Genomic DNA, 22,636 nt, shown 5'->3' with positions numbered 1-22,636 from the left:
GCGGGCCTGCCTACTGCCGGGCCATGGCGACCCGGAGCCGCTCTTCGGGGCTGATGTAGTGGTCGTGGTCGTCGGTGCCGACGTCGAGCTGCACCCAGCTGATCCGGCCGGCGAACCGGCTGGAGGCCGGGGTGTAGGCGCCGGACACGCTGGTCCCGGACTCGTAGCCGATGTCGGTGGTCTCGTCGGCGGAGAACACCAGCGGCTGGGTCGCTTCCACCCGGCCGCTGCCCACGGGGGACCCGTCGTGGAAGAGGGTGACCGTGCCGCCCTTGCCCAGCCCGCCGCCGTCGTAGGCGAGCTCGGCGCGGAGCTGGTGCTTGCCGCCGGGCACCGGCTCCTCGGCCGCGACGTCGAACCGCCTGATGCCGAGCACGTTGTACGTGAACGTCAGCCGGCCGTCGACGACGTGCACGCACCAGCCGCCGAACCGGCCGCCCTGCGCGATGAGCACGCCGGAGGCGGTGCCCGGCGGGACGTCGACCTCGGCAGTCACGGAGAACGACCGGTTCTTCACGCTGACGATGCTGTTCTCGGACAGGCGTCCCATGCCGGGGAAGAAGAGCTGCGAGCCGCCGTGGATGAGGGTCGGCCGCCCCGCGAGCTCGGGCACGAGGCGTTCGGCGGTGCGGTCGTCCATGGGCAGCACGTTGTACTTCGTGGCCTCGATGAGCCACAGGCGCTGGAGCCGGGCCAGCACCTCCGGGCGCTCGGCGGCCAGGTCGTGCGCCTGGCTGAAGTCGGTCCGGCCGTCGTACAGCTCCCAGACGTCGTCGTCGAACGCGGGCGGCTCCGCGCCGGTGAGCGCCCACGGGGTGCGGTGCTTGGTGACCGCGCTCCACCCGCGGTCGTAGATCCCGCGGTTGGCGAACATCTCGAAGTACTGCAGGTCGTGCCGCTCCGGCATCGAGGCGTCGTCGAACGTGTAGAGCATCGAGGTGCCCTCGATGGGTGCCTGCAGCACGCCGTTCACGGTGGCCGGCTCGGGCAGCCCGGCGGCCTCCAGGATCGTGGGGGCCACGTCGATGACGTGCGTGAACTGCGAGCGGAGGCCGCCGTGCTCGGCGATGCGGTCCGGCCAGTGCACGATCGTGCCGTTGCGGGTGCCGCCCCAGTGCGAGGCGACCTGCTTGGTCCACTGGTACGGGGTGTCCATGGCCCACGCCCAGCCCACGGCGTAGTGGTTGTACGAGCTGGGGGAGCCGAGCTCGTCCAGCTTGGAGCGCAGGAACTCGGGCGTCTCCAGGGCGGCCATGCCGTTGAAGTTCGCCATCTCGTTGAACGCGCCGTTGAGCGTGCCCTCGGCCGATGCCCCGTTGTCGCCGATGATGTAGTAGACGATCGTCTCGTCGAGGACATCGAGGTCCTCCAGGGTGTCGATCAGCCGCCCGACCTGCACGTCCGTGTGCTCCAGGAAGCCCGCGTACGCCTCCATCTGGCGCGCGAGCACGGGCTTGAGCTCGTCGGGCATCTCGTCCCAGGCGGGGATCTCGTCGTGCCGCTCGGTCAGGTCGGCCTCGGACGGCACCACGCCGAGCTCCTTCTGCCGGGCGAACGTGCGCTCGCGCTGCACGTCCCACCCGTCGTCGAACTTGCCGCGGTACTTCTCGATCCACTCCCGCGGCACGTGGTGCGGGGCGTGCGTCGCGCCGGGGGCGAGGTAGACGAAGAACGGCTTGTCGGGCATCAGCGCCTTCTGCTGCCGCACCCAGGAGCACGCGTGGTCCACCAGGTCCTCGGTGAGGTGGTAGCCCTCCTCGGCCGTCGCCGGGGGCTCGACCGGCGTGGTCCCGCTGTACAGGGCGGGTGCCCACTGGTTGTTCTCGCCGCCGATGAACCCGTAGAACGTCTCGAAACCCCCGCCGCCGGTCGGCCACGCGTCGAAGGGGCCCATGGGCGACGACTGCCACACCGGCACCTCGTGGCACTTGCCGAACTGCGCCGTCGAGTACCCGTTCAGCCGCAGCGTCTCGGCCAGCGGAGCCTTGGTGTTCGGGCGCACGGAGCTGTTCCCAGGGGCTGACGTCGCCGTCTCGGTGATGCTGCCCATGCCCACGGAGTGGTGGTTGCGGCCCGTCAGCAGCGCCTGGCGCGTCGGCGCGCACAGCGCGGTGGTGTGGAACCGGTTGAACCGCAGGCCGCCCGCGGCCAGCCGCTCCGCCGTCGGCGTCCAGCAGGGGCCGCCGAACGCGCTGGCCGCGCCGAAGCCGACGTCGTCGAGCAGCACGATCAGCACGTTGGGCGCGCCCGGCGGGGGCAGCAGCGGCTCGATCGGCGGGTACGAGGTGGCGGGGTCCTTCGCGTCGTACGTCGTCAGGCCCGACGCCGGCCGGTCCGGGATGGGGAGCATCGTGCGGGCGTGCGTGTCGGGACGCATGGGGGCTCCGCTTCGTCGCGGGGGAGGTCGGGCCCCTCTCACGCTAGACCGGTGACACGGGGCCACATCCCACAAAAGAGGTGAGTTGCCCTGCGGTCTCAGCCGGCGTCGAGCGCGTCCAGGACCGTCGTGGGCGGCACGAAGAACGTGGTGCCCGTCGCCGGGGTCGAGAAGTCGAGGATCCGGTCGTGCAGACCGGGCGGGTCGCCGACGAACATGCGCTCCAGCATCCGCTCGATCACCCACAGGCGGCGCGAGTAGCCGATGAAGTAGGTGCCGAACTCGCCGTGCCCGGGGCGGCCGAACGGCATGTTGTCGCGCAGGATGTCGTGCTCGCCGTCCTCGTCGGTGATCGTGGCGAGCGTCTTGTGCGCCTTCTGCCCCTCGTCCGCGTCGTCGAGCTCGACGCCGTCGGCCTTGGTGCGGCCGATGATCTGCTCCTGCTGCTCGGTCGTCAGCGCCTGCCAGGCGGCCAGCGAATGCAAATACTTCTGCACGACGACGTAGCTGCCCCCGGCGAACTCGGGGTCCTCGTCGCCCACGAGGGTGGACTCCGGGAGGTCCGGGCCGACCGGGTTGGCCGTGCCGTCCACGAAGCCGAGCAGGTCGCGGGTGTCGAAGTAGCGGAACCCCGAGACCTCGTCGGCGGTCGTGACGGCGGTGCCGAGCGCGGCGAGCAGCAGGCGCTCCAGCTCGAAGCACAGGTCCTGGCGGTCCGACCAGATGTGGAACAGCAGGTCACCCGGGGTGGAGACGGCGGTGTGCGTGGCACCGGCGATCTCGCGGAACGGGTGCAGCTCGGCGGGCCGCGCCCGGCCGGTCAGGTCCGTCCAGATGCGGCTGCCGATGCCGACGGTGCACGAGACCGGGTTCGCCAGGTCGCGGAAACCGACCGTCTTGACGAGCCCGCCCAGGTCGGCGAGCACCTCGCGGACGGTGGCCAGCGCCTCGTCGCCGTCGGCGACGACCAGCGTGAGGAAGACGGCGGACCGGCGCAGCGGGGCGTCCACGCCCTGGGGCGAGACGGGTGCGCCGTAGGCCGCGGGGGCGGTCCGGCCGTTGTCTGGGCTGCTCACGCTGTCCGGCATGCCGGAAGATTACAACGCGGCCCGCCACGCCTCGGCCAGGGCCGCGACCCGCCCGCGTCCGGCGGCCGGGACCGGTGGTCCCGGCCCCTGGAACTCACCCCCTCCCGCGGGGCGGTGCGCGGTCGGCGGGCGTAGCGTCGGATCCCGGCAGCGCGGAGTTTTCGCCTCAGTGTCGAGCACCTCTTCCGCGCGAACGTAAGGAGCGAACGGATGAGCAGCACCTACGACGTCATCGTGATCGGCGGCGGGTCGCCCGGGGAGCACTGCGCCGGGGCGCTGGCCGAGGGCGGGCTGCGCGTCGCGCTCGTCGAGCGGGAGCTGGTGGGCGGAGAGTGTTCCTACTACGCGTGCATCCCGTCCAAGACGCTGCTCCGCCCGGGCGAGGCGGTGCAGGGCGTGCGAGAGGCGGCCGGCACGGCCCAGGTCGACGTCGAGCGGGCCCTGGCCTGGCGCGACTTCATGGTCTCGGACTACTCCGACGCCGGGCAGGTGCGCTGGCTCGCCAGCCAGGGCATCGACCTGCTGCGGGGCACGGGCCGGCTGGCCGGGCCCGGTGTCGTGGAGGTGGACGGCACCCCGTACACGGCACGCCACGTGGTGGTGGCCAACGGGGCGTCGCCGGTGATCCCGCCGGTCCCGGGCCTGCGGGAGCTGCCGGGGATCTGGACCAACCGCGAGGTGACCGGCATGAAGGCCGTGCCGCGGCGCATGGTGGTGCTCGGCGGCGGACCCGTCGGCATCGAGATGGCCCAGGCCGTGCGCCGGCTGGGCGGCGAGGTGGTCCTGACCGGGTCCGGCGACCGCGTGCTGCCGCGCGAGCCCGCGCCGCTGGGCGAGGCGCTCGGCGAGGTGCTGCGCCGGGACGGCATCGAGCTGGTGCTCGGGCCGCGCGCCGTCGAGGCCAGGCTGGACGGCCCGGACTACGTGCTGACGCTCGACGACGGCCAGGAGCTGCGCGGCGACAAGCTGCTCGTCGCGACCGGGCGGCGACCGCGCGTGCAGGACTTCGGGCTGGAGACGGTCGGCGTGCGGGCGGAGGCCCGCGGCATCCCGGTCGACGAGCGCCTGCGCGCCGCGGAGAACCTCTGGGTGGTCGGCGACGCGACGGGCCTCTGGATGCTGACCCACGTCGGCAAGTACCAGGGCGACGTCGTCGCGGACAACATCCTCGGCATCCCGCGCGACGCCGACTACACCGCGGTGCCGCGGGTCGTGTTCACCGACCCGCAGGCGGCCGCCGTCGGCGCGACCGAGGCGCGCTTCAGCGGCACGGCCCCGATCTCGGAGGTGCCGAAGACCGCCGCGTACACGCGTGAGTACGCGGACGCCAACGGGTTCCTCACGCTGCTCAGCGACGGCGAGGTGCTGACCGGCGCCTACGGCCTGGGGCCCGAGGCGGGGGAGTGGCTGCAGCAGGCGACGGTCGCGATCCGCGCCAAGATCCCCCTGGGGGTGCTGCGGGACACCATCCAGCCGTTCCCGACCTTCTCGGAGATCTACAACGCGGCCCTGAAGGACCTGCTCGCCCAGGTCGCTTCGGACCGGCAGCCGACGGCGGCTACGGCGGCGGGGTCGGCGTCGACGTCCGCGGCGGAGGAACCGTGAGCGACCCCGGCGCGCCCGCCCCGCGCGCACCCGGGCTGGCCGGGCAGACCGTCGTCGTGATCGGGGGAAGCGCCGGCATCGGCCTGGAGACCGCGCGCCGGGCCCGGGCCGAGGGCGCCGACGTCGTCCTGACCGGACGGGACCAGGCCCGCCTGGAGCGGGCCGCGGCCGACGTCGGCGCGCGGGAGACCGCGGCCTTCGACGCGACCGACACCGCCGCCCTCGGGGGGTTCTTCGCGGAGCTGCCCGACCCGGTCGACCACGTGCTGATCACGGCCGGCGGCCCCCACTACGGACCCCTGCTGGAGATGGGCGCGGAAGAGCTGCGCGACGCGCTCAGCGGCCACATGGTCGTGGCCCTGGAGGTGGCCCGCCAACTCGCCGGGCGGCTGCGGCCCGGCGGGACGCTCCTGCTCATGAGCGGCACCGGGGCGAAGCGCGTCGGCCACGGCCTCGGGATCGCGTCGGCGACCACCGCCGCCATGCCGTCGTTCACGGCGGCCCTCGCGCTCGAGCTGGCGCCGGTCCGGGTCAACCTGATCGCCGCGGGCTTCGTCGACACACCGCTGTCCGCGTCGCTGCTCGGCGACAAGCTGGACGAGCGCCGCGCCGAGCTGCGGGACACCCTGCCGATCGGGCGGGTCGTCGGCCCGGAGGACGTGGCGGCGCTCGCGGTCCACCTCATGACCAACACCGCGCTGACCGGCGCGACCTACGACATCGACGGCGGTCAGCAGTTCGTCTGGTGACCTGTCCTGCCCGGTGAGGAGCACGACCATGAGCGAGGAGCAGTTCCACGTCCAGGAGGTCTCGCCGTCCTACTGGCGGGTGACCTTCGACAACGGGCCCGTCAACCTGCTGGACCCCGACACCGTCGAGCAGCTCGGGGCGCTGGTCGACCGGATCGAGACGGCGGCCGACCTCACGGTCGTCGTGTTCCGCAGCGAGACGCCCGGCTACTTCATGGCGCACTGGGACTTCCTGTCCGACACCGCCCGGGTCGTGGCGATGAGACCCGGGCCCACGGGCCTGCACCCGTACCTGGACAACTTCGTGCGGCTCAGCCGCGTGCCCGTGGCGACCATCTCGGAGATCCGCGGCCGGACCCGCGGCGCGGGCAGCGAGTTCGTCCTCGCCACCGACATCCGGTTCGCGTCCGAGCAGGCGGTGCTCGGCCAGTTCGAGGTCGGCGTCGGCGCCGTCCCCGGCGGCGGGCCGATGGCGCGGCTCGGGCGGCTGGTCGGCCGGGGCCGCGCGCTGGAGATCCTGCTCGGCGGCGAGGACGTCTCTGCCGCGCGGGCCGCCGAGTACGGCTACGTGAACCGCCTCGTGCCCGACGCCGACCTGGAGCAGGTCACCGATGCCTTCGCGCGCCGCATCGCGGCGTTCGACAAGGTGGCGGTGGCGGGCATCAAGCAGCTCGTCGACGTGGCGACCCTGCCCGCCGACGACGAGCTCGCCCGGGGGCTGGCGGCGTACTTCGCCACCGCGGGCCGCCCGGAGCACCGGCCGTTCGTCGCCACACTGTTCGAGCAGGGCCTCCAGCGGCCCGACGGCGTCGAGACCGACCTGGGCGCCGCGATCGGGCGGCTGCGGGAGGACTGAGCTCGGCAGCCGGCATCGGCCACCCGGTGGTCGAGCCTGTCGAGACCCGCACCAGGTCTCGACAAGCTCGACCAGCTCGACCGACGAGGTCGGTGCCGGCTGCCGAACGAGCAGGTCAGGCGCCGGTGTCCTCGGGCAGGGCGAGGAGCTGGGCGTGCAGGTCCTCGAGGTCCGTGGCGTACAGGTCGAACGTGTCGTCCGGGCCGGGTGCGTCGCCGTCGGGCCGGGGAACGTAGGCCGTCCGCAGGCCGGCGGCGGCTGCGCCGCGCAGGTCCCAGGCGTGCGCGGCGACCATGAACGTCGGGCCCGACGTCGTCGGCACGCTGCGCAGCGCCAGCTCGTAGAGCTCGCGGGCGGGCTTGTAGGTGCCGGCGTCCTCGGCGGAGAGCACCTGATGCCACCGCAGCCCGGCGCTCGCGCTGAGACCGGCGAGGGAGCGGCGGCTCGCGTTGGAGAGGCCGATCACCGTGACGTCGGCCGACAGCCGGTCGAGGCCGTCCACCGTGTCCGGCCAAGGCTCCAGCCGCTCGCCGGCGTCGGCCAGCGCGCCCACGGCGTCGGCCGTCATCACACCCTCCCGGGCCAGCGCGTCCAGGGCCTCGCGGTCCAGGACATGGCTGGGCGCGAAGGGTCGCCGCTGCTCGACGACCGCCCGTTCCTGCTCCGCGAGATGGCCGAGCCAGCGGGTGACGACGTCCGCCGCGACGCCGTCGTCGGACCCCGTGGCCTCGGCGACGCGGCGCCGCAGGCTCCCGGCCTGGTCCACGAGGGTGCCGAGCACGTCGAACACGACGGTCGGCCGGGCTGTCCGCATCTCCGCAGGCTGCATGGGCTCCACCGTAGTTGCCGACGTCGGCAGGCTGCCCTTGGCATCGGCAGTTGGCATCCAGATCGGCTCAGGCCTGGACCGATCTCGATGCCAACTGCCGAACCCTTGGAGCCGCCGAACCCTTGGAGCCGCCGGGCCGCCGACCGCCGGGCCGCCGGCCGACCGCTCAAAGGGTCAGCTGCTGCCCTCACGCGTCGGCGTGCAGCCCCCGCAGGGTGTGCTCGAAGCTGCGGATGTACCCCTCGCGGTGCTGCGGCTCGCTGGCGCGGGCGATGATGCCGCGCTCCCAGATCAGCACGTACACGTCGGCCGCGCTCAGGTCGGCCCGGATCGCGCCGGTCGCCTGGGCGTCGGCGAGGAACCCGCCCGCGACCTCGCTGGCGCGCTCGCACAGCGCGGTCAGCGCCCCGGAGCCGGGCTGGGTGCGCAGCAGCACGTCGTTGGCGGCGGGCTCGTCGAACGCGACCAGCCAGATGCGGCGCAGGTAGTCCTCGAACCGCTCGACGGGGTCCTCGATGGCGGCGACCTCGCTGATGATCCCCGCGATGCGCTCGGCGAACAGCTCCTCGACCACCGCGTCGATCAGGCCCTGCCGGCCCCCGAAGCGGTGGTAGATCGTGCCCTTGCTGACCCCCGCGGCCCGCGCCACCTCGTCGAGCGGGCTGTTCAGCCCGCCCGCGCGGAACACGTCCAGGGCGGCCAGCCGGATGCCCTCGACGTTGCGCTGCGCGTCGGCGCGGAGCCGCGGCGGGTCAGCGGTCACCGATCGGCCCCGACGACGGCGGTGGCGCCGACCGTCTCGTTCCAGCTCGTCTCCAGCGTCCGCAGGAACGACTCCACCGGCTGCGCGCCGGAGACCGCGTACTTGCCGGCGAACACGAAGAACGGCACGCCCTGGATGCCGTACTGCCGGGCCTGCTGGATGTCGGCCTCGACGGCGTCGGCGAACTCCTGAGAAGCGAGCGCCTCGAGAGCGGCGTCGCGGTCCAGGCCGACCTCGGCGGCCAGATCGCCCAGCACCTGGTGGTCCGCGACGTTCAGGCCGTCGGTGAAGTACGCCTTGAACAGCCGCTGGACCAGCTCGTGCTGCTTGCCGTGGCCGGCCGCGAAGTGGCTGAGCTGGTGCGCGGTGCGCGTGCCGACGGCCTTCGCCTGCTCGAACCGGTAGTCCAGCCCGAGCTGGCGGCCGCGCTCCGAGATCTGCTCGTGCATGGCCGCCGCCTGCTCACGCGGGAAGCCTCGCTCGGCCGCCAGCAGGTCCATGAGGTCGATCGGCTCGTCGCCGGTGAGCTGCGGCATCAGCAGGAAGCTGTGGTAGCGCACCTCGACCTGGGAGGAGTGCGGGAACTGCTCCAGCGCCTGCTCCAGGAGTGCGTCGCCCATGTAGCAGAACGGGCACATCACGTCGCTCCACACGTCGATCACGAGCTTGTCGGCCGCCCGGCCGAACGCACCGGCCATCAGGAGCACACCCCGTCCACGGAGCAGACGCCGAACGCCTCGCCCGCGGGCAGGATCTCGAACGGGGAGGAGGCGACGCGGGCGCCGTCGACGACGCCGGGGGTCACCTTCGCCGGGGTCTCGACCACCGGGGTCGCCTCCGCGACCGTGTCACTCGTCTTCATGGTCAAGGACAGTAGGCCTAACTTGAACCCCCGGTCAACTTACGTCACGGTCGTCGCCCCACGCCGCCCCGAGGCCGGCTCAGCGCCCCGCGGTCACGGCATGGGTCACGGGCGCCCAGGACAGCGCGCGCAGGCAGCCGGTCCGGATGTCGTCGAGGTGCGCGGCGAGCCTGGCCGGGGCGTCGCTGTTGTACCCCTGCCGGACGGCGGTCAGGCCGGGGCCCAGCCGCAGGTGCAGTCCCCACGTGAGATGGGCGACGGCGTAGCCGAGCGCCGCGGGGGCCCGCAGGTTGGTGCCGGCCAGGGTGCTGAGGGTCTCGGCGTAGGCCTCCAGCACGGCGGGCTCGTCGAGCTCGCCGTGGCCGCCGAACGCCCGGTACATCGAGACGAACGTGCCGAGGTCGTAGCCGACAGGCCCCACGCCGACGTGCTCCCAGTCGATGAGCACGAGCGCGCCGTCGGCGTCCAGGCCCGCGTTGCGGGGCGTGAGGTCGCCGTGGACCAGCGTCGCCGGGATCTCGGCGGCACGTGCCGCGAGGTGCGGTGCGGCGTCCAGCCCGGCGTGGAGTGCGTCGACCTGCTCGGGCGTGAACAGCGTGCGCAGGCGCGGGTCGGCGGACAGCGCCTCCAGGTTCTCGTGCCCGTCCGGCACGTGGTGGGCGTACGCGGCGTACCCGGCCCGTTCCAGCCAGGGGGCGTCGAGCAGGCCGGGCTCGCCGTCCGCCGGCAGGTGCAGCAGCGCGACGCGCTCGGCGGCCGTGATCGCGTTCGCCGGGGTCCAGCTCTGCTGCAGCACGGCGTCGACGTCGCGCATGATGATCCAGTCGAGGCCGTTGTGGCCGACCACGGTGACGTGCGGCGGCGTCGTCGTCCCGCGGGGGAGCAGGCCCGCCACGCCGCTCCGGAAGAAGTGGGCCTCGCGGTGGTCGAGCTGTTCGTCGCGCGACTCCAGCAGGGACTGCTGGCCCCAGCCGGGAACCTTGACGATCCACACCGAGGGCTCCGTGTACGGCACCGCGACGCAGACCCGCAGGACCACCGCCCGGCTCAGCCCCTGGGAGAGGTCGCGTACGGAGAGCACCCGCACCCCGCGGCCCCACGCGCCCCCCTGGGACGCGAGCACGGTCTCGATCGTCTCGGCGTCTGGCAGGCGCTGGTCGGTCATCGTCTTCCCTCGATGTCGAGAACGTGGTCGCGGCTCCGTCCCAGGGATACCAGCAGCCACCCGGGCCGCGCGAATGCTTGGAGTGATACCGATGGAACCGCACGAGATCGCCGAGGTCCTGGACCGCCCGCTCAGTCAGCAGATGCTCGCCCGTGACATCACGCGCCTGGCCTACGTGTCCACGGACGGCACGCCCCGCAACGTGCCGATCGGGTTCTCCTGGAACGGCACCGAGATCGTGATGTGCACGCCCACCAACGCGCCCAAGCTCGCCGCCCTGCGGGCGAACCCGGCAGTCGCCCTGACGATCGACACGGAGGTGCACCCGCCGACGATCCTGCTGATCAGGGGCCGGGTGGAGCTCGACCTGGTCGACGGCATCCCGGACGAGTACCTGGAGGCGAACAGCACCTACGAGATGACCCCGGAGCAGCGGGTCGAGTGGGAAGCCGGGGTGCGGTCGCTCTACGACGCGATGTATCGGATCGTGGTGACGCCGACCTGGGCCAAGCTCATCGACTTCGAGACGACGCTGCCCACCCCGGTCGAGGAGCTGCTCAGGAAGCAGGCGGAGCGGAAGGGGGCCTGAGCGGATCGCGCCCTGGAGGTCCCCACGGCGGCTCGTGGCTTCTAGAATGATCGCGACAATTAGTGCGAACTGACCTGGGGGCTTTCGGTGTCATCGGATTCTTCGGTAAGCCTCCGGGTCGCGTGGATCGGTGCGGGCGCCGTCGTGCTGGCCGCCGTGATCGGACTGTTCACCGGCACGGTGGAGGTGCCGGTGCTCTCCGGCAAGCCCGCCTCGGCGGAGCTGCTGCAGCAGGTCGCCGACCTCACCACGGCGAACCAGACCCTCGAGGCCGAGAACGAGACCCTCCGTCAGCAGATCGACGAGCTCTCCACCGGGGAGACCGGCTCCGGTGCCGGCGCCCACGGGGTGCTGCGGTCGACCGAGGGGCCGATCACGATCAACAACTACACCTGCCTCGACCTCGACAGCGAGGAGAGCAACTGGAGCGTGTCCGAGAGCGACGGTGACCTCTGCTACTCCGACTACCTGATGGGTGACGCGCTGTCGGTGGTCGACGACGAGCCGGCGGTCGAGACGTGCACGGCGCAGACACAGGTCTCGGACAGCCTCCGCGACGTCGAGACCCTGCTCGACAAGTACGTCTGCGCGACGTCGGACGCCGGACGGCCCGTTCGCCTCCACGTCACCGGAGCTTCGTCGGACGCGATGTCGTTCGAGATCACCGTATGGAAGCCGTAAGGCCGATCCGGCGTCGCCGAAGCGGCCCCCACCGACCGGGGACACACCGGGTGAAACCGATGTGACAGGGGTTACCACCGGGCCGCGCCCTGCTTACGCTCGACGGACGTGAGCCATGAGGAGCGGCATGATCTCCGACGAATCAACCGTGATCGTCACCGGTGCGACGGGCGGCATCGGGCTCCAGACCGCCCGTGAGCTGGTGCGCCGGGTACGGCACGTGATCGTCCAGGGGCCCGAGCCGGCCAACCGGGTGCACCCGGTCCTACACCTGCTCACCGAGGGTGCCGCCAAGGTCGACTACGTGTCGTGCGACTTCGAGCGGCTCGACGACGTCGCCGCGGCGGCCCGCTCCATGGCCGGGATCGCGGGCGGCCCGGTCGACGCCCTGATCAACAACGCCGGCGTACCGGGAACGACCACCCGGCAGGTCACGCCGGACAAGCACGAACGCACGCTCCAGGTGAACTTCCTGGCGATGGTGCTCATCACCGAGGAGCTGCTGCCGGCGCTCGCGGACGGCGCGCGGGTGGTCAATCTCGCGTCGGCCACGCACGAGATGACCGACCTCGACCTCGCGGACATCGAGCTGGAGCGCGGCTACGACGCCGTCCGGGCCTACGCCAGGTCCAAGCTCGCGATCATCCTGTACACGCGCTGGCTGGCGAGCCGGGCCGACCGCGGCGTCCTGCCGGTCAGCCTGAGCCCCGGCGTCATCAGCACCCCGCTGCTGCACGCGATGTTCAGCGTCGGCGGGGTGTCGGTCCGGCGCGGGGCGGACAACGTGCTGGCCGCGCTCACCGGCCCGGCCCGGCCCGGCGACTACTTCGACGACGGCGCCCTGGTCGAGCCCAGCGCCCAGGCCCGGGACGCGCGGCTCGGTCGGGCACTCATGGACTACGCCCTCGACGCGGTGCGGCCCCACCTGTCGTAGGTGCGCGCCTGTGGACACGCTGTCGTGACCGCCGCGGCGGCATAGCCTGGTGCGGAACCTGACGGAAGGAAGCACCATGTCCCGCGTTCTGATCATCGGCGGCCACGGAAAGATCGCGCTGCGCCTCGCGCCCCTGCTCGTCGAGCGGGGTGACGAGGTCACCAGCGTCTTCCGCAACCCCGACCACCAGCAGGAGGTCGCGGCCACCGGTGCGACGGCGGTCGTCGCCGACGTCGAGCAGCTCGACACGGCCGGCCTGGCCGACCTCGTGAAGGGGCAGGACGCCGTCGTCTGGTCCGCGGGTGCGGGCGGCGGCAACCCCGCGCGCACCTACGCCGTCGACCGGGACGCCGCGATCCGGTCGATGGACGCCGCGGAGGCCGCCGGCGTCCGCCGCTACGTGATGGTGTCCTACCTGGGCGCGGGCCCCGGCCACGGCGTGCCCCAGGACAACTCGTTCTTCGCGTACGCGGAGTCCAAGACGGCGGCCGACGAGCACCTGCGCGGCACCGGGCTCGACTACACGATCCTGGCGCCGGGGCCGCTCACGATGGACGAGCCCACCGGGCTCATCGCGGTGGCCGACCCGGGCGACGGGCGCGTCGCGCGCGCCGACGTGGCGGGCGTGATCGCCGCCGTCCTGCTGGACGGCAGCACCGTGGGCCGGACCATCGAGTTCGGCAACGGCGACACGCCGATCGCGGAGGCGGTCGCGGGCTGACCCGGCGGGGCTGACCTCTCCTTCGAGGCCTAAGTTTCTTCGCTTTGCGGCCTCGCAGAGCGAAGAAACTTAGGCTTCAAAGGAGAAGAGGTGGACGGCGTCCGGCGGCTCCCGGCGATCCGTCGCCGAGGGTGGCCTGGTTACGATCGGCGGATGCCTCAGCTGATCGTCGCCGCACTCCTCGCCCTCACGCTCTCGGCCTGCCAGGGCGGCGCGACGGCGGACCCGGAGCCCGGCCCGGACGCCGGTTCCGACGCCGGAGCCGGGTCGGACGCCGAGGTGACCCTCCCGCCGACGTCGGGCACGTTCGACTACCAGCTCGGCACGGCCTACGAGCCGGACGGCGGCCTCGACGTCGTCGTGCGGGACGCCACCGCGGAGCCCGCGGACGGCGCCTACGGCGTCTGCTACGTCAACGGGTTCCAGACCCAGCCCGACCGGGCGGACCTCTGGCTCGGCGACAACGAGGACCTGCTGCTGCACGACGCCGCAGGCGAGCTCGTCGTGGACCCCGACTGGCCCGACGAGTACATCCTGGACCCGGCGACCGAGGGCAACCGCGACCGCATCCTCGACCTGCTCGGCCCCGTGATCACCGGGTGCGCCGACGCCGGGTACTCAGCCGTCGAGATCGACAACCTGGACACGTGGACGCGGTTCACGGACGCCGGCACCGGGCTGATCGAGAAGGAGGCCGCGCTGGCGCTGGCGAGCGCGTACATCGACCTCGCGCACGGGGCGGGCCTCGCCATCGGACAGAAGAACGCCGCGGAGGCCACGACGGACGGGCACGAGCTCGGGTTCGACTTCGCCGTCACCGAGGAGTGCGGCGCGTACACCGAGTGCGGTGAGTACACCGACGTCTACGGCGAGCACGTGCTGCAGGTCGAGTACACCGACAACCTGCCCGACGGGTTCGACGCCGTCTGCGCCGACCCCGACCGAGCGCCGCTGACCATCCTGCGCGACCGCGACCTCGTGGGCCCCGACGACGAGGCGTACGCGTACGAACAGTGCTGAGGCCGTCCGGGTCCGGACCTGCCGCGACGGTGCTTATCCTCGACGCATGACTTCCCCCTTCGTGCCGCCGTCGGACACCCGGGACCCGGGCGCGACCGGCCGCAAGGGCCTGCTCACCGAGCACATCGCCCGCCAGCTCGAGCAGCAGATCCGTGCGGGGGAGTGGCCCGTCGGCGCCAAGCTGCCGTCCGAGCGCGAGCTCGCGGTGCAGTTCGGGGCGAGCCGGAACGTGATCCGCGAGGTGCTGCGCCGGCTGGAGGCCACGGACCTCATCGAGGTGGCGCCGGGCCGTGGTTCGTTCGTCGCCGAACAGTCCTCCGCGCAGGCGCGCGGCTACGACGCGCTCTACCGCACCGAGCGCCCGACCGTCCGGCAGCTCATCGAGGCGCGCATCCCGCTCGAGGTCGAGATCGCCGGCCTGGCGACGGAGCGCGCCACGGACGAGCAGATCGACGCGATAGTCCAGGCGCTCGACCGCGTCGAGTCGGCCGGCGACGTCGTCGACAAGGCGCGCGAGGACCTCCGGTTCCACGACACGATCGCCGCCGCCTGCGGCAACCCGGTGCTGCGGACCATGCTGGCGTCCATCGGAGGCATGATGTTCGAGATGATGCTGCGCTCCAACTCCGACCCGCGGATCGGGGAGCCCGGTGTGCCGCACCACCCGGAGATCGTCGAGGCGATCCAGGCCCGCGACGTCGCGCGCGCGCGGGAGCGTATGCGCGAGCACCTGGCACTCGGCCTGCGCACCTACGGCCCGGACCTCGACGTGGGGCTGGACCTGATGGCGTCCCGCCACATCGAGACCTTGCTGGGGCGGTGACGGCGCCAGCATACGGTTGATTCAAACTGAATCAACCCGTAGCGTGGCCTCCTGGGAGGTCGTCCATGTCGAACCACATTGCCGCCGTCCGCGAGTCGGACCTGAGGATGGCCTACGTCGAGGCGCGGCTGGCCGAGATCGAGCGGACTCGGCGTATCTACCTTGCGGCCGAAGGCGGGATGCCTCAGCGGGACATCGCGCGCGCCGTCCATCTCTCCCAGGCCAGCGTGCATCGCCTGGTGGCCAGGGCGAAGGTGCTGGGGGTCGGTGGGTCGGTCGAGGAAGTCGTGCTGCAGCGCTATGCGGGGAGGATCTCGACCGACGAGATGTTCCGCGCCCTCGGTGCGGCCGTCGTCTGGCGGCCGCGTGTCGTCGACCCGGTCGACGGCGTCCTGCCCGGGTCGTCCGAGGAGGACGTCGAGGCGCTGCTCGACGGGGGATTCCTCACCGAGGCCGAGGTCGATCAGATCCTCGATGCGCATGAGTGAGCCGCGCGACGAGGTCCACGCCGCGGCGTCGGCCCGATAGGCCGGCACCTTTGGAACCACCCTGCGCACCGTGCTAGCGTCCAACTGGTCCTACCAGTTGGACCACTTGCGAAATCTCGCTCGTGCACACATGGAGGTGTGACGGAATCCCATGACTCAAGCCATCAGGCCCAGGCGCGCCCTCGAGCTGAGCCGGCGGTCGTTCGGCGTGCTCGCCGCGGCGTCCGTGCTGGCCGCCTGCTCGCGCGGCCCGCAGACGGCGAGCCCGAACGCCCCGCTGCGCGTGCTCGCGATCAACCACGTCTGGACGCAGGCGATCAGCCGCTACCTGCCCGAGCTCGAGGAGCGCATCGGCCGCAGGGTGACCATGCGGATGCTCACCGCCGACCAGCTCACCTCCAGCTTCAACGTCAAGCTCAACGCCTCGGCCACCGACATCGACGTCATGACGATCCGGCCGCTGCAGGACCAGATGATGTTCGCCCGCAACGGCTGGATCGCCGACCTCACCGACCGGGTCGAGGACGACGCCGACTACCGCTGGACCGACTTCCAGGACGCCCCACGCGAGCGGTCGATCACCGCGGGCGCGGCGGTCAGCGTCCCCGTCGTCACCGAGCGCCCGGCGCTGTACTACCGCAAGGACCTGCTCCAGGACTTCGGCGGGGCGCCGGCGACCCTGGACGACATGCTCGACATCGCCCTGGAGCTCCAGCGGCGCACCGAGGGTTTCTTCGGGTTCGTCGGACGCGGCCAGCGCAGCGGTGCCGTGACCCAGTGGTCCAGCTTCCTCTACTCGTTCGGCGGCGACTTCACGGTCGACGGCCGGTCGGGCATCGGCAGCCCCGAGGCGGTCGCGGCGTACCAGTACTACGGCCGCCTGCTCCACGACGCCGGCCCGCCCGGCGCCACCAACATGAGCCTGGAGCAGGCCATGCCGATCTTCGCGCAGGGCAAGGCGGCGATGTACGTCGACGCCGACGCGATCTACAGCAACTTCCTCGACGACTCGATCTCCACGGTGACCGACACCGTGGGCTTCGCGCCCTTCCCCGCAGGTCAGGCGGGTTCCGTGCCGCACAACATCCCGTCGTGGAGCCTGGCGGTCAACGAGTTCTCGCTGCTGCGCGACGACTCCTGGGAGTTCGTCCGCTGGGCCTCCAGCCCGGAGATGGTCGCGCGCCTGCAGTCCGAGGGCATCCCCGGGGCGCGCCAGTCCGTCTGGGACGACCCGGCGACCCTCGCGTCGTTCCCGGCCGACCTCGCCGAGGCGATGCGCGTCAACGCCGCCAACGGCGTGGGCCACGACCGCCCCGAGGTGATGCAGGTGGGCCGCGCCCGCGACATCGTCGGCCGCCCCCTGGTCTCCGGGATCGTCGGCGAGGACGTGGCCTCCGTGGCCGCGGACGCCGACGCCGAGTTCAACGACTTCCTCGTCCGCGACAACCGTCAGCAGGAGTTCTGATGACGACGACGACCACCGCCCGCGCCGCCACCGGCCCCGGGAAGAGCACGCGCGCTGCGGCGCCGTCCGGCAAGCCGTTCGTGACCTTCGAGCAGGCCAACCGCCGCCTCAAGTGGGCCCTGCTCGCGCCGGCCCTCGGCTTCGTGGGCCTGATGATCGCGTTCCCGCTGGTGTTCACGATCAACCTCAGCCTCACCGACGCGTTCGGCGCCGTGAACGCGGGCAGCTCCTACGTGGGCCTGCAGAACTTCACCGACGCCCTGACGGACACGCGCCGGTTCTGGCCCGCGGTCGGCCGCACCGTGACGTTCACGCTCGGCGCCGTCGTGCTGGAGACCGTGCTCGGCCTGGCCCTGGCGATGCTCATGCGCAAGGCGTTCCGCGGCATGGAGATCGTCCGCACCATCCTGATGGTGCCGCTGCTGGCCACCCCGGTCGCCATCGGCATCCTGTGGATGCTCATCCTCGACCCGACCAACGGCATCGCCAACCACCTGCTCGGGTTCGTGGGCATCCCGCCGCAGGAGTTTCTTGGCTCGGTGTCGCAGTCGCTGCCCACCCTCATGCTCATCGACGTGTGGCAGTGGACCCCGATGATGACGGTGCTGCTGCTCGCGGGCCTGACCACCCTGCCCGAGGAGCCGGAGGAGGCTGCCCGCGTCGACGGCGCCAACGCCTGGCAGCGGTTCGTGCACATCATCCTGCCGATGCTCCGCACCACCATCCTGACGGCGCTCGTGCTCCGCGGCGTCGACGCCCTGAAGACGTTCGACCTGATCTACGCGACCAAGGGGCCGGGCGGCGGATCGGACTTCGAGGCCGAGACGCTGAACGTCTACGCCTACGGCCTCACCTTCGACTACCAGGAGTACGGCCTGGCCTCCGCGGTGCTGGTCCTGTTCACGCTGTTCATCGTCGCGATCGTGGTCGTGCTGCGGCGCCGCACCGAGAGGAGCGCCTCGTGAGCGCCACCACCAGCTTCAAGGTCCTGCGCGGTGTGCTGATCACTGTCGTGTGCGCCGTGATCTCGCTGCCGATCATCTGGATGATCGCCGCCGCCTTCAAGACGAACGTGCAGGTCACCGACCCGACGGTCGGCCTGGTCTTCTCGCCCACCTGGGACAACTTCCGCAACGTCCTGGCCGACGGCGCCCTCGTGCACTCGTTCGGCAACTCCATGCTGGTCGGCGTCGTCTCGACGGCGCTCAGCGTGGTTGTCGCCGTGCCGGCCGCCTGGGCGGTCGGGCGGTTCCGGATGCGGCGCACCGGCTCGATCGTGCTCGTGGCCCGCATCATCCCGGCCATCTCGCTGCTCGTGCCCTGGTACTACATGTTCGCGCAGCTCGGCCTGGTGGGCAGCCACCTCGTGCTGATCCTGAGCCACATGTTCGTCTCGGTGCCGCTGATCCTGTGGATCATGATCGGCTTCTTCGAGAGCCTGCCGGTCGAGCTCGAGGACGCCGCCCGGACCGACGGCCTCTCCGCCTTCGGGGCGTTCCTGCGGATCGCGCTGCCGCTCGCGGCGCCCGGCACGGCGTCGGCCGCGGTGCTGGCGTTCATCTTCAGCTGGAACAACTTCATCTTCGCGCTGATCCTCGCGGACGAGCGCACCATGACGATGCCCGTGCTGCTGTTCAACTTCATGTCCTACGCCAGCACCGACTGGGGCGGGCTCATGGCCGCCGCGACCCTGATGACCGTGCCGGTGCTGCTGGCCGCGATCTTCGGGCAGCGTTTCCTCGTGGCGGGTCTCACCGCCGGCGCCACCAAGGGCTGACACTGCCGAGGGCAGACGCCCGCACCACTCTTCCCCGCACCACCGACAAGAAGGTTTCCGCATGAAGATCGTCGACGCGAAGGTCGTCGTCACCTCGCCCGGCCGTAACTTCGTCACGCTCCAGATCACCACCGACGACGGGGTGACCGGGCTGGGCGACGCCACCCTGAACGGCCGCGAGCTGGCCGTGGTCAGCTACCTGCGCGACCACGTGGCGCCGCTCCTGATCGGGCGCGACCCGCACCGCATCGAGGACACCTGGCAGTACCTGTACCGGGGCGCCTACTGGCGCCGTGGCCCGGTGACGATGGCCGCGATCGCCGCCGTCGACGTCGCGCTGTGGGACATCAAGGCCAAGGTCGCCGGCCTGCCGCTGTACCAGCTCCTGGGCGGCGCGAGCCGCGACCGGGTCCGCGCCTACGGGCACGCGAACGGCTCCAGCCTGCCCGAGATCTTCGACTCGGTGCGGGCGCTCCAGGAGCGCGGCTACCAGAGCATCCGCATCCAGAGCGGCGTGCCGGGCCTCAAGTCGGTCTACGGCGTGCACACCACGACGTCGGACGACGGCTCGGCGCCCGACGTGCTGGCCCGGCCGGCCGTCGAGGACTGGGACACCGCCGCCTACCTGCGCTACATCCCGAAGGTCTTCGAGGCCGTGCGCAACGAGTTCGGCCCGGACCTGCCGCTGCTGCACGACGCGCACCACCGGCTGTCCCCGATCGAGGCGGCCCGGCTCGGCAAGGACCTGGAGCCCTACGACCTGTTCTGGCTGGAGGACTGCACGCCCGCCGAGGACCAGGAGGCCCTGCGCCTGGTGCGGCAGCACACGACCACCCCGCTGGCGATCGGTGAGGTGTTCAACACCGTGTTCGACTACCAGACCCTGATCGACGACCGACTGATCGACTACGTGCGCTCCGCCGTCACGCACTTCGGCGGCGTGAGCCCCATGAAGAAGCTGTTCGACTACGCAGGGCAGCGCGGGATCAAGAGCGCGATCCACGGTCCGGAGGACATCTCGCCGGTGGGCATGGCCGCGGCGATCCACCTCGACCTGGCGATCCACAACTTCGGCATCCAGGAGTACTCGGGCCACACCGACCTCACCAACGAGGTCTTCCGGCACGCGTACACGTTCGAGGACGGCCACCTGCACCCGGGCGAGGCCCCGGGCATCGGGGTCGAGCTGGACGAGGAGCTGGCGGCCGCGCACCCGTACGAGCCCGGCTACCTGCCGGTCAACCGCCTGCAGGACGGGTCCGTGCACGACTGGTGACGCGGGTCACCCCGGCCTCGCCCCATCCAGGACCGGCTCGGCGCCGAACCCCCTGAGCAGGGCCGTCCGGTGCTGCGCAGGACCATGCGTGCGGAGCTCCGGAGGGTGGTGAGGACCGGATGACCATCGTGCTGAACCAACCATTCGTGCCGAATGCCATGTCGCCGACCAGACGAAGGGTGTTCGTGGGGCAGACTGAGAAGGTGGCCTCACCACCTGTCCGGACCTCGTCGCACGATGCCGTCGACGCACTCCTCGTGGCGTGCGCCGACGGCGATCCCGCGTCCTTCGCGCCCGTCTACGACGCGCTGGGCCCGGTAGCCTACGGCGCATCGCTCGGGATCCTGCGTGACCCCGATCATGCGGCCGAGGTGACCCAGGAGGTGATGGTGGAGGTGTGGCAGACGGCGTCGCGGTTCGACGCCGCGCGCGGCTCCGCCCGCACCTGGGTTGCGACGCTCGCGCGCCGGCGCGCGGTGGACCGCGTCCGCTCGGAGCAGGCGCACCGCGACCGGGACCAGCGCGACACCGACCTGCGGACCAACGAGTCCGCGCGGGACGTGGTGGTCGAGGACGTCGAGCGGCGCCTGGAGGGCTCGGCCGTGCGCCGGTGCATCGAGGGGCTGACCCCGACCCAGCGTGAGGCGGTTGTGGTCGCGTACTACGGCGGCCTGACCTACCGCGAGGTCGCCGAGCAGCTCGACAAGGCCCTGCCCACCGTCAAGAGTCGGATCCGCGACGGCCTCAACCGGCTCCGCGACTGCCTGGGGGTGCGTCATGGCTGACCAGACAACTGCGACCGGCCCGGGCGGCGTGCCCGACGACGTGTGGGACCTGCTGCCCGGGTACGCCATGGACGCGCTCGACCACGTCGAGCGTCAGGCGGTCGAGCGGCTCCTGGCGTCCGACGCCGACGCGCGCCGGGCGCTGGACGAGTACCGCGACGTGCTCGCGGCGTTCGTGGTCGAGGCCGAGCCGCCCGCCGCGCTGCGGTCGAGCGTGCTCGCCCAGGTGCAGGGCACGCCGCAAGTCCACGACCGGACGGCGGGCACGCCGGTCCCGGAATCCGCACCCGGCGGCGGCTCGCCGTCGGCCGGTGGGTCGACGGCGGCGACGAGCGGTCCGGCGTCGTCGGTGGCGGCGCCCGGTCGGGCGTCGGGTGCCGACGTCGTCGACCTCGACGCCCGCAGGCGGCGTCGTCGGCGCTGGGGCACGGCCGTGGCCGCGGTCGCCGCGGTGGCCGCCATCGCGGTGCCGTCGACGATCGCCGTGCAGGTGACCGCCGAGCGCGACCGCCTGCAGGAGCAGGCGCAGGTGGTCTCCGAGATGCTGGCCGACCCGGACAGCGCGGTGCTGCGGGCCTCCGTCGAGGGCGGCGGCGAGGCGTCGGTGCTGGTCTCGGGCGACGACATGTTCTTCCACGCCGAGGGGCTCCCGGAGCTCGATCCGGACAAGGCCTACCAGCTCTGGGTGGTGGAGGGCGACGGCAGCGTCTCTTCCGCTGGCCTGCTCGCGCTGCGGGGTGACCAGGCGACCGCGCTCGTCCAGGGGGAGCACGGCGTGGGCATGGCCGTGTCGGTCGAGCCGGAGTCGGGTTCCGAGGAGCCCACGACCGCGCCGATCGTGGTGCTGGGCGCCTGACCCGGCCCGGCCGGGACGACGAGCAAAGTACAACGAGCACGAACGAGAGAGGGCGCCCGTCCGGCTGGACGGGCGCCCTCTCTCGTTACCGCTGGTGGATCACATCGGCGGCATGAGCACCGAGTCGATCAGGTAGACGGTCGCGTTCTGCGTCATCACGCCACCGCAGATCACGTTCGCGTCGTTCACCTTGAGCTCGTCGCCGCTACCGGACACCTCGATGGTGTCGCCCTCGACGGTGGTCTGCTCGCCGACCACCTGGTCGGGCGTGAGCTGGCCGGGCACCACGTGGTACGTGAGGATCGAGGTCAGCAGGTCGCTGTCCGTGGACAGGGTGTCCATGGTCTTGGAGTCGATCGCCTTGAAGGCGTCGTCCACCGGGGCGAACACGGTGAACTCGTCACCGTTCAGCGTGTCCACGAGGTTCACGTCGGGGTTGACCTCACCACTGACGGCCGACACCAGCGTCTTCAGCAGCGGGTTGTTGGAGGCCGCCACGGCCACCGGGTCGGTGGACATGCCGGTGACCGAGCCGGGGCCGTCCGGCACCTGCTCGGCGTAGTCGGCACAGCCCGGGCCCACGAGGTTCGCGGCCGGGTCGGCCATGGCGTCGTCCGTGGCCGTCTCCTCGTCCATGGGCTCGGTGGTCTCTTCGGAAGCCGCGGTGTCTTCGGACCCGGTGTCTCCGCCCGACGAGTCCATGCTGCAGGCCGAGAGGCCGAGCATGGCCAGCGTGGCGATACCGGCGACGGCGTAGGACGTGCGGGTTCGAGCGTTCATCGGTCTCTCCTCGGTGTGGCGTCACCCCGCGTCTCACGGGGCGTCTTGACCGGGGTTCGGAGCCGTCGGCTCCCCGGATGGGGGTGGATGTGATCCAGTTCTCCCGGCCGCCGGAAACCGGGGCGGCGACGGCTCCTGCACCCATCC

At 71.9% G+C, this 22,636-nt stretch carries 24 protein-coding genes; 16 read left to right on the top strand and 8 right to left on the bottom strand.

Going from position 1 to position 22,636, the window contains the following annotated elements; all coding sequences use genetic code 11:
* Positions 1 to 10 precede the first annotated feature (10 nt).
* Together H291_RS0121820 and H291_RS0121815 are read right to left on the bottom strand one after the other, a co-directional pair.
* Positions 11 to 2,377, bottom strand: coding sequence for an arylsulfatase (locus tag H291_RS0121820; protein ID WP_020017157.1), 2,367 nt, complete (start codon positions 2,375 to 2,377; stop codon positions 11 to 13).
* 98 nt (positions 2,378 to 2,475) lie between these two features.
* Complete coding sequence (locus tag H291_RS0121815; protein ID WP_020017156.1) at positions 2,476 to 3,465, bottom strand: Dyp-type peroxidase; 990 nt, start codon at positions 3,463 to 3,465, stop codon at positions 2,476 to 2,478.
* Positions 3,466 to 3,675: 210 nt separating this feature from the next.
* Between H291_RS0121815 and H291_RS0121810 the strand changes: the two genes are divergently transcribed.
* The 3 genes from H291_RS0121810 to H291_RS0121800 are packed head-to-tail and all read left to right on the top strand — an operon-like array spanning position 3,676 to position 6,675.
* Positions 3,676 to 5,070, top strand: a complete 1,395-nt coding sequence (locus tag H291_RS0121810) for a dihydrolipoyl dehydrogenase family protein (RefSeq protein ID WP_020017155.1) — start codon at positions 3,676 to 3,678, stop codon at positions 5,068 to 5,070.
* Positions 5,067 to 5,819, top strand: coding sequence for an SDR family oxidoreductase (locus tag H291_RS0121805; RefSeq protein ID WP_020017154.1), 753 nt, complete (start codon positions 5,067 to 5,069; stop codon positions 5,817 to 5,819). The genes H291_RS0121810 and H291_RS0121805 overlap by 4 nt, the downstream gene beginning before the upstream one ends.
* A gap of 28 nt (positions 5,820 to 5,847) precedes the next feature.
* Complete coding sequence (locus H291_RS0121800) at positions 5,848 to 6,675, top strand: enoyl-CoA hydratase/isomerase family protein (RefSeq protein WP_020017153.1); 828 nt, start codon at positions 5,848 to 5,850, stop codon at positions 6,673 to 6,675.
* A 115-nt stretch (positions 6,676 to 6,790) separates the two neighbouring features.
* Here the strand turns inward: H291_RS0121800 and H291_RS0121795 are convergent, their stop codons facing one another.
* The 5 genes from H291_RS0121795 to H291_RS32835 all read right to left on the bottom strand — a co-directional run bounded on the left by H291_RS0121795 (position 6,791) and on the right by H291_RS32835 (position 10,294).
* Positions 6,791 to 7,504, bottom strand: a complete 714-nt coding sequence (locus H291_RS0121795; RefSeq protein ID WP_020017152.1) for a haloacid dehalogenase type II — start codon at positions 7,502 to 7,504, stop codon at positions 6,791 to 6,793.
* Positions 7,505 to 7,691: 187 nt separating this feature from the next.
* Complete coding sequence (locus tag H291_RS31155) at positions 7,692 to 8,267, bottom strand: TetR/AcrR family transcriptional regulator (protein ID WP_020017151.1); 576 nt, start codon at positions 8,265 to 8,267, stop codon at positions 7,692 to 7,694.
* Positions 8,264 to 8,965 carry a DsbA family oxidoreductase gene (locus tag H291_RS0121785; protein ID WP_033327695.1) on the bottom strand — a complete coding sequence of 234 codons (702 nt, stop codon included), beginning with the start codon at positions 8,963 to 8,965 and terminating at the stop codon, positions 8,264 to 8,266. The genes H291_RS31155 and H291_RS0121785 overlap by 4 nt, the downstream gene beginning before the upstream one ends.
* Complete coding sequence (locus tag H291_RS33885) at positions 8,965 to 9,129, bottom strand: hypothetical protein (RefSeq protein ID WP_020017149.1); 165 nt, start codon at positions 9,127 to 9,129, stop codon at positions 8,965 to 8,967. Before H291_RS33885 ends, H291_RS0121785 begins: the two co-directional genes overlap by 1 nt.
* A 79-nt stretch (positions 9,130 to 9,208) precedes the next feature.
* Positions 9,209 to 10,294, bottom strand: a complete 1,086-nt coding sequence (locus H291_RS32835; RefSeq protein ID WP_020017148.1) for a phosphotransferase — start codon at positions 10,292 to 10,294, stop codon at positions 9,209 to 9,211.
* Positions 10,295 to 10,385: 91 nt separating this feature from the next.
* Here H291_RS32835 and H291_RS0121770 point away from each other — a divergent pair, with 91 nt between their 5' ends.
* From H291_RS0121770 to H291_RS0121710, 13 genes are all read left to right on the top strand, one after another.
* Positions 10,386 to 10,883 (top strand): pyridoxamine 5'-phosphate oxidase family protein, encoded by a 498-nt coding sequence (locus tag H291_RS0121770; RefSeq protein WP_020017147.1) that lies wholly within the window; start codon positions 10,386 to 10,388, stop codon positions 10,881 to 10,883.
* Between the two features lie 87 nt (positions 10,884 to 10,970).
* Entirely contained in the window at positions 10,971 to 11,564 is a 594-nt protein-coding gene (locus H291_RS0121765) for an FtsB family cell division protein (RefSeq protein ID WP_157237240.1), read from the top strand.
* Positions 11,565 to 11,691: 127 nt separating this feature from the next.
* Positions 11,692 to 12,498 carry an SDR family NAD(P)-dependent oxidoreductase gene (locus H291_RS31145; protein WP_020017145.1) on the top strand — a complete coding sequence of 269 codons (807 nt, stop codon included), beginning with the start codon at positions 11,692 to 11,694 and terminating at the stop codon, positions 12,496 to 12,498.
* A gap of 76 nt (positions 12,499 to 12,574) precedes the next feature.
* On the top strand, positions 12,575 to 13,219 hold the full coding sequence (locus H291_RS0121755; protein WP_020017144.1) for an SDR family oxidoreductase: 645 nt from the start codon (positions 12,575 to 12,577) through the stop codon (positions 13,217 to 13,219).
* A gap of 153 nt (positions 13,220 to 13,372) precedes the next feature.
* On the top strand, positions 13,373 to 14,239 hold the full coding sequence (locus tag H291_RS0121750; protein WP_020017143.1) for an endo alpha-1,4 polygalactosaminidase: 867 nt from the start codon (positions 13,373 to 13,375) through the stop codon (positions 14,237 to 14,239).
* Positions 14,240 to 14,285: 46 nt separating this feature from the next.
* A complete protein-coding gene (locus H291_RS0121745; protein ID WP_033327604.1) occupies positions 14,286 to 15,062 on the top strand; it encodes a FadR/GntR family transcriptional regulator in 777 nt (258 codons plus the stop codon).
* Between the two features lie 65 nt (positions 15,063 to 15,127).
* Positions 15,128 to 15,550: a winged helix-turn-helix domain-containing protein gene (locus H291_RS0121740; RefSeq protein ID WP_020017141.1), complete on the top strand. Its 423-nt coding sequence runs from the start codon at positions 15,128 to 15,130 to the stop codon at positions 15,548 to 15,550.
* Positions 15,551 to 15,701: 151 nt separating this feature from the next.
* The gene (locus tag H291_RS0121735) at positions 15,702 to 17,015 is read left to right on the top strand and encodes an extracellular solute-binding protein (RefSeq protein WP_026365994.1); all 1,314 of its coding nucleotides are present in this window, start codon (positions 15,702 to 15,704) and stop codon (positions 17,013 to 17,015) included.
* A complete protein-coding gene (locus H291_RS0121730; protein ID WP_020017139.1) occupies positions 17,015 to 17,980 on the top strand; it encodes a carbohydrate ABC transporter permease in 966 nt (321 codons plus the stop codon). Before H291_RS0121735 ends, H291_RS0121730 begins: the two co-directional genes overlap by 1 nt.
* Positions 17,977 to 18,792 carry a carbohydrate ABC transporter permease gene (locus H291_RS0121725; RefSeq protein ID WP_020017138.1) on the top strand — a complete coding sequence of 272 codons (816 nt, stop codon included), beginning with the start codon at positions 17,977 to 17,979 and terminating at the stop codon, positions 18,790 to 18,792. Before H291_RS0121730 ends, H291_RS0121725 begins: the two co-directional genes overlap by 4 nt.
* Positions 18,793 to 18,853: 61 nt before the next feature.
* Positions 18,854 to 20,068: a D-mannonate dehydratase ManD gene (manD, locus tag H291_RS0121720; RefSeq protein ID WP_020017137.1), complete on the top strand. Its 1,215-nt coding sequence runs from the start codon at positions 18,854 to 18,856 to the stop codon at positions 20,066 to 20,068.
* A 203-nt stretch (positions 20,069 to 20,271) separates the two neighbouring features.
* On the top strand, positions 20,272 to 20,853 hold the full coding sequence (gene sigK / locus H291_RS0121715; protein ID WP_026365993.1) for an ECF RNA polymerase sigma factor SigK: 582 nt from the start codon (positions 20,272 to 20,274) through the stop codon (positions 20,851 to 20,853).
* The gene (locus tag H291_RS0121710) at positions 20,846 to 21,709 is read left to right on the top strand and encodes an anti-sigma factor domain-containing protein (protein ID WP_157237239.1); all 864 of its coding nucleotides are present in this window, start codon (positions 20,846 to 20,848) and stop codon (positions 21,707 to 21,709) included. The genes sigK and H291_RS0121710 overlap by 8 nt, the downstream gene beginning before the upstream one ends.
* Positions 21,710 to 21,808: 99 nt before the next feature.
* Here H291_RS0121710 and H291_RS0121705 read toward each other — a convergent pair whose 3' ends face one another.
* A complete protein-coding gene (locus tag H291_RS0121705; RefSeq protein ID WP_020017134.1) occupies positions 21,809 to 22,489 on the bottom strand; it encodes a fasciclin domain-containing protein in 681 nt (226 codons plus the stop codon).
* Between the last annotated feature and the right edge of the window lie 147 nt (positions 22,490 to 22,636).

Source organism: Promicromonospora sukumoe 327MFSha3.1, from assembly GCF_000385135.1.
GTDB lineage: Bacteria > Actinomycetota > Actinomycetes > Actinomycetales > Cellulomonadaceae > Promicromonospora > Promicromonospora sukumoe_B.
This window is presented reverse-complemented; position numbering and strand designations above follow the sequence as displayed.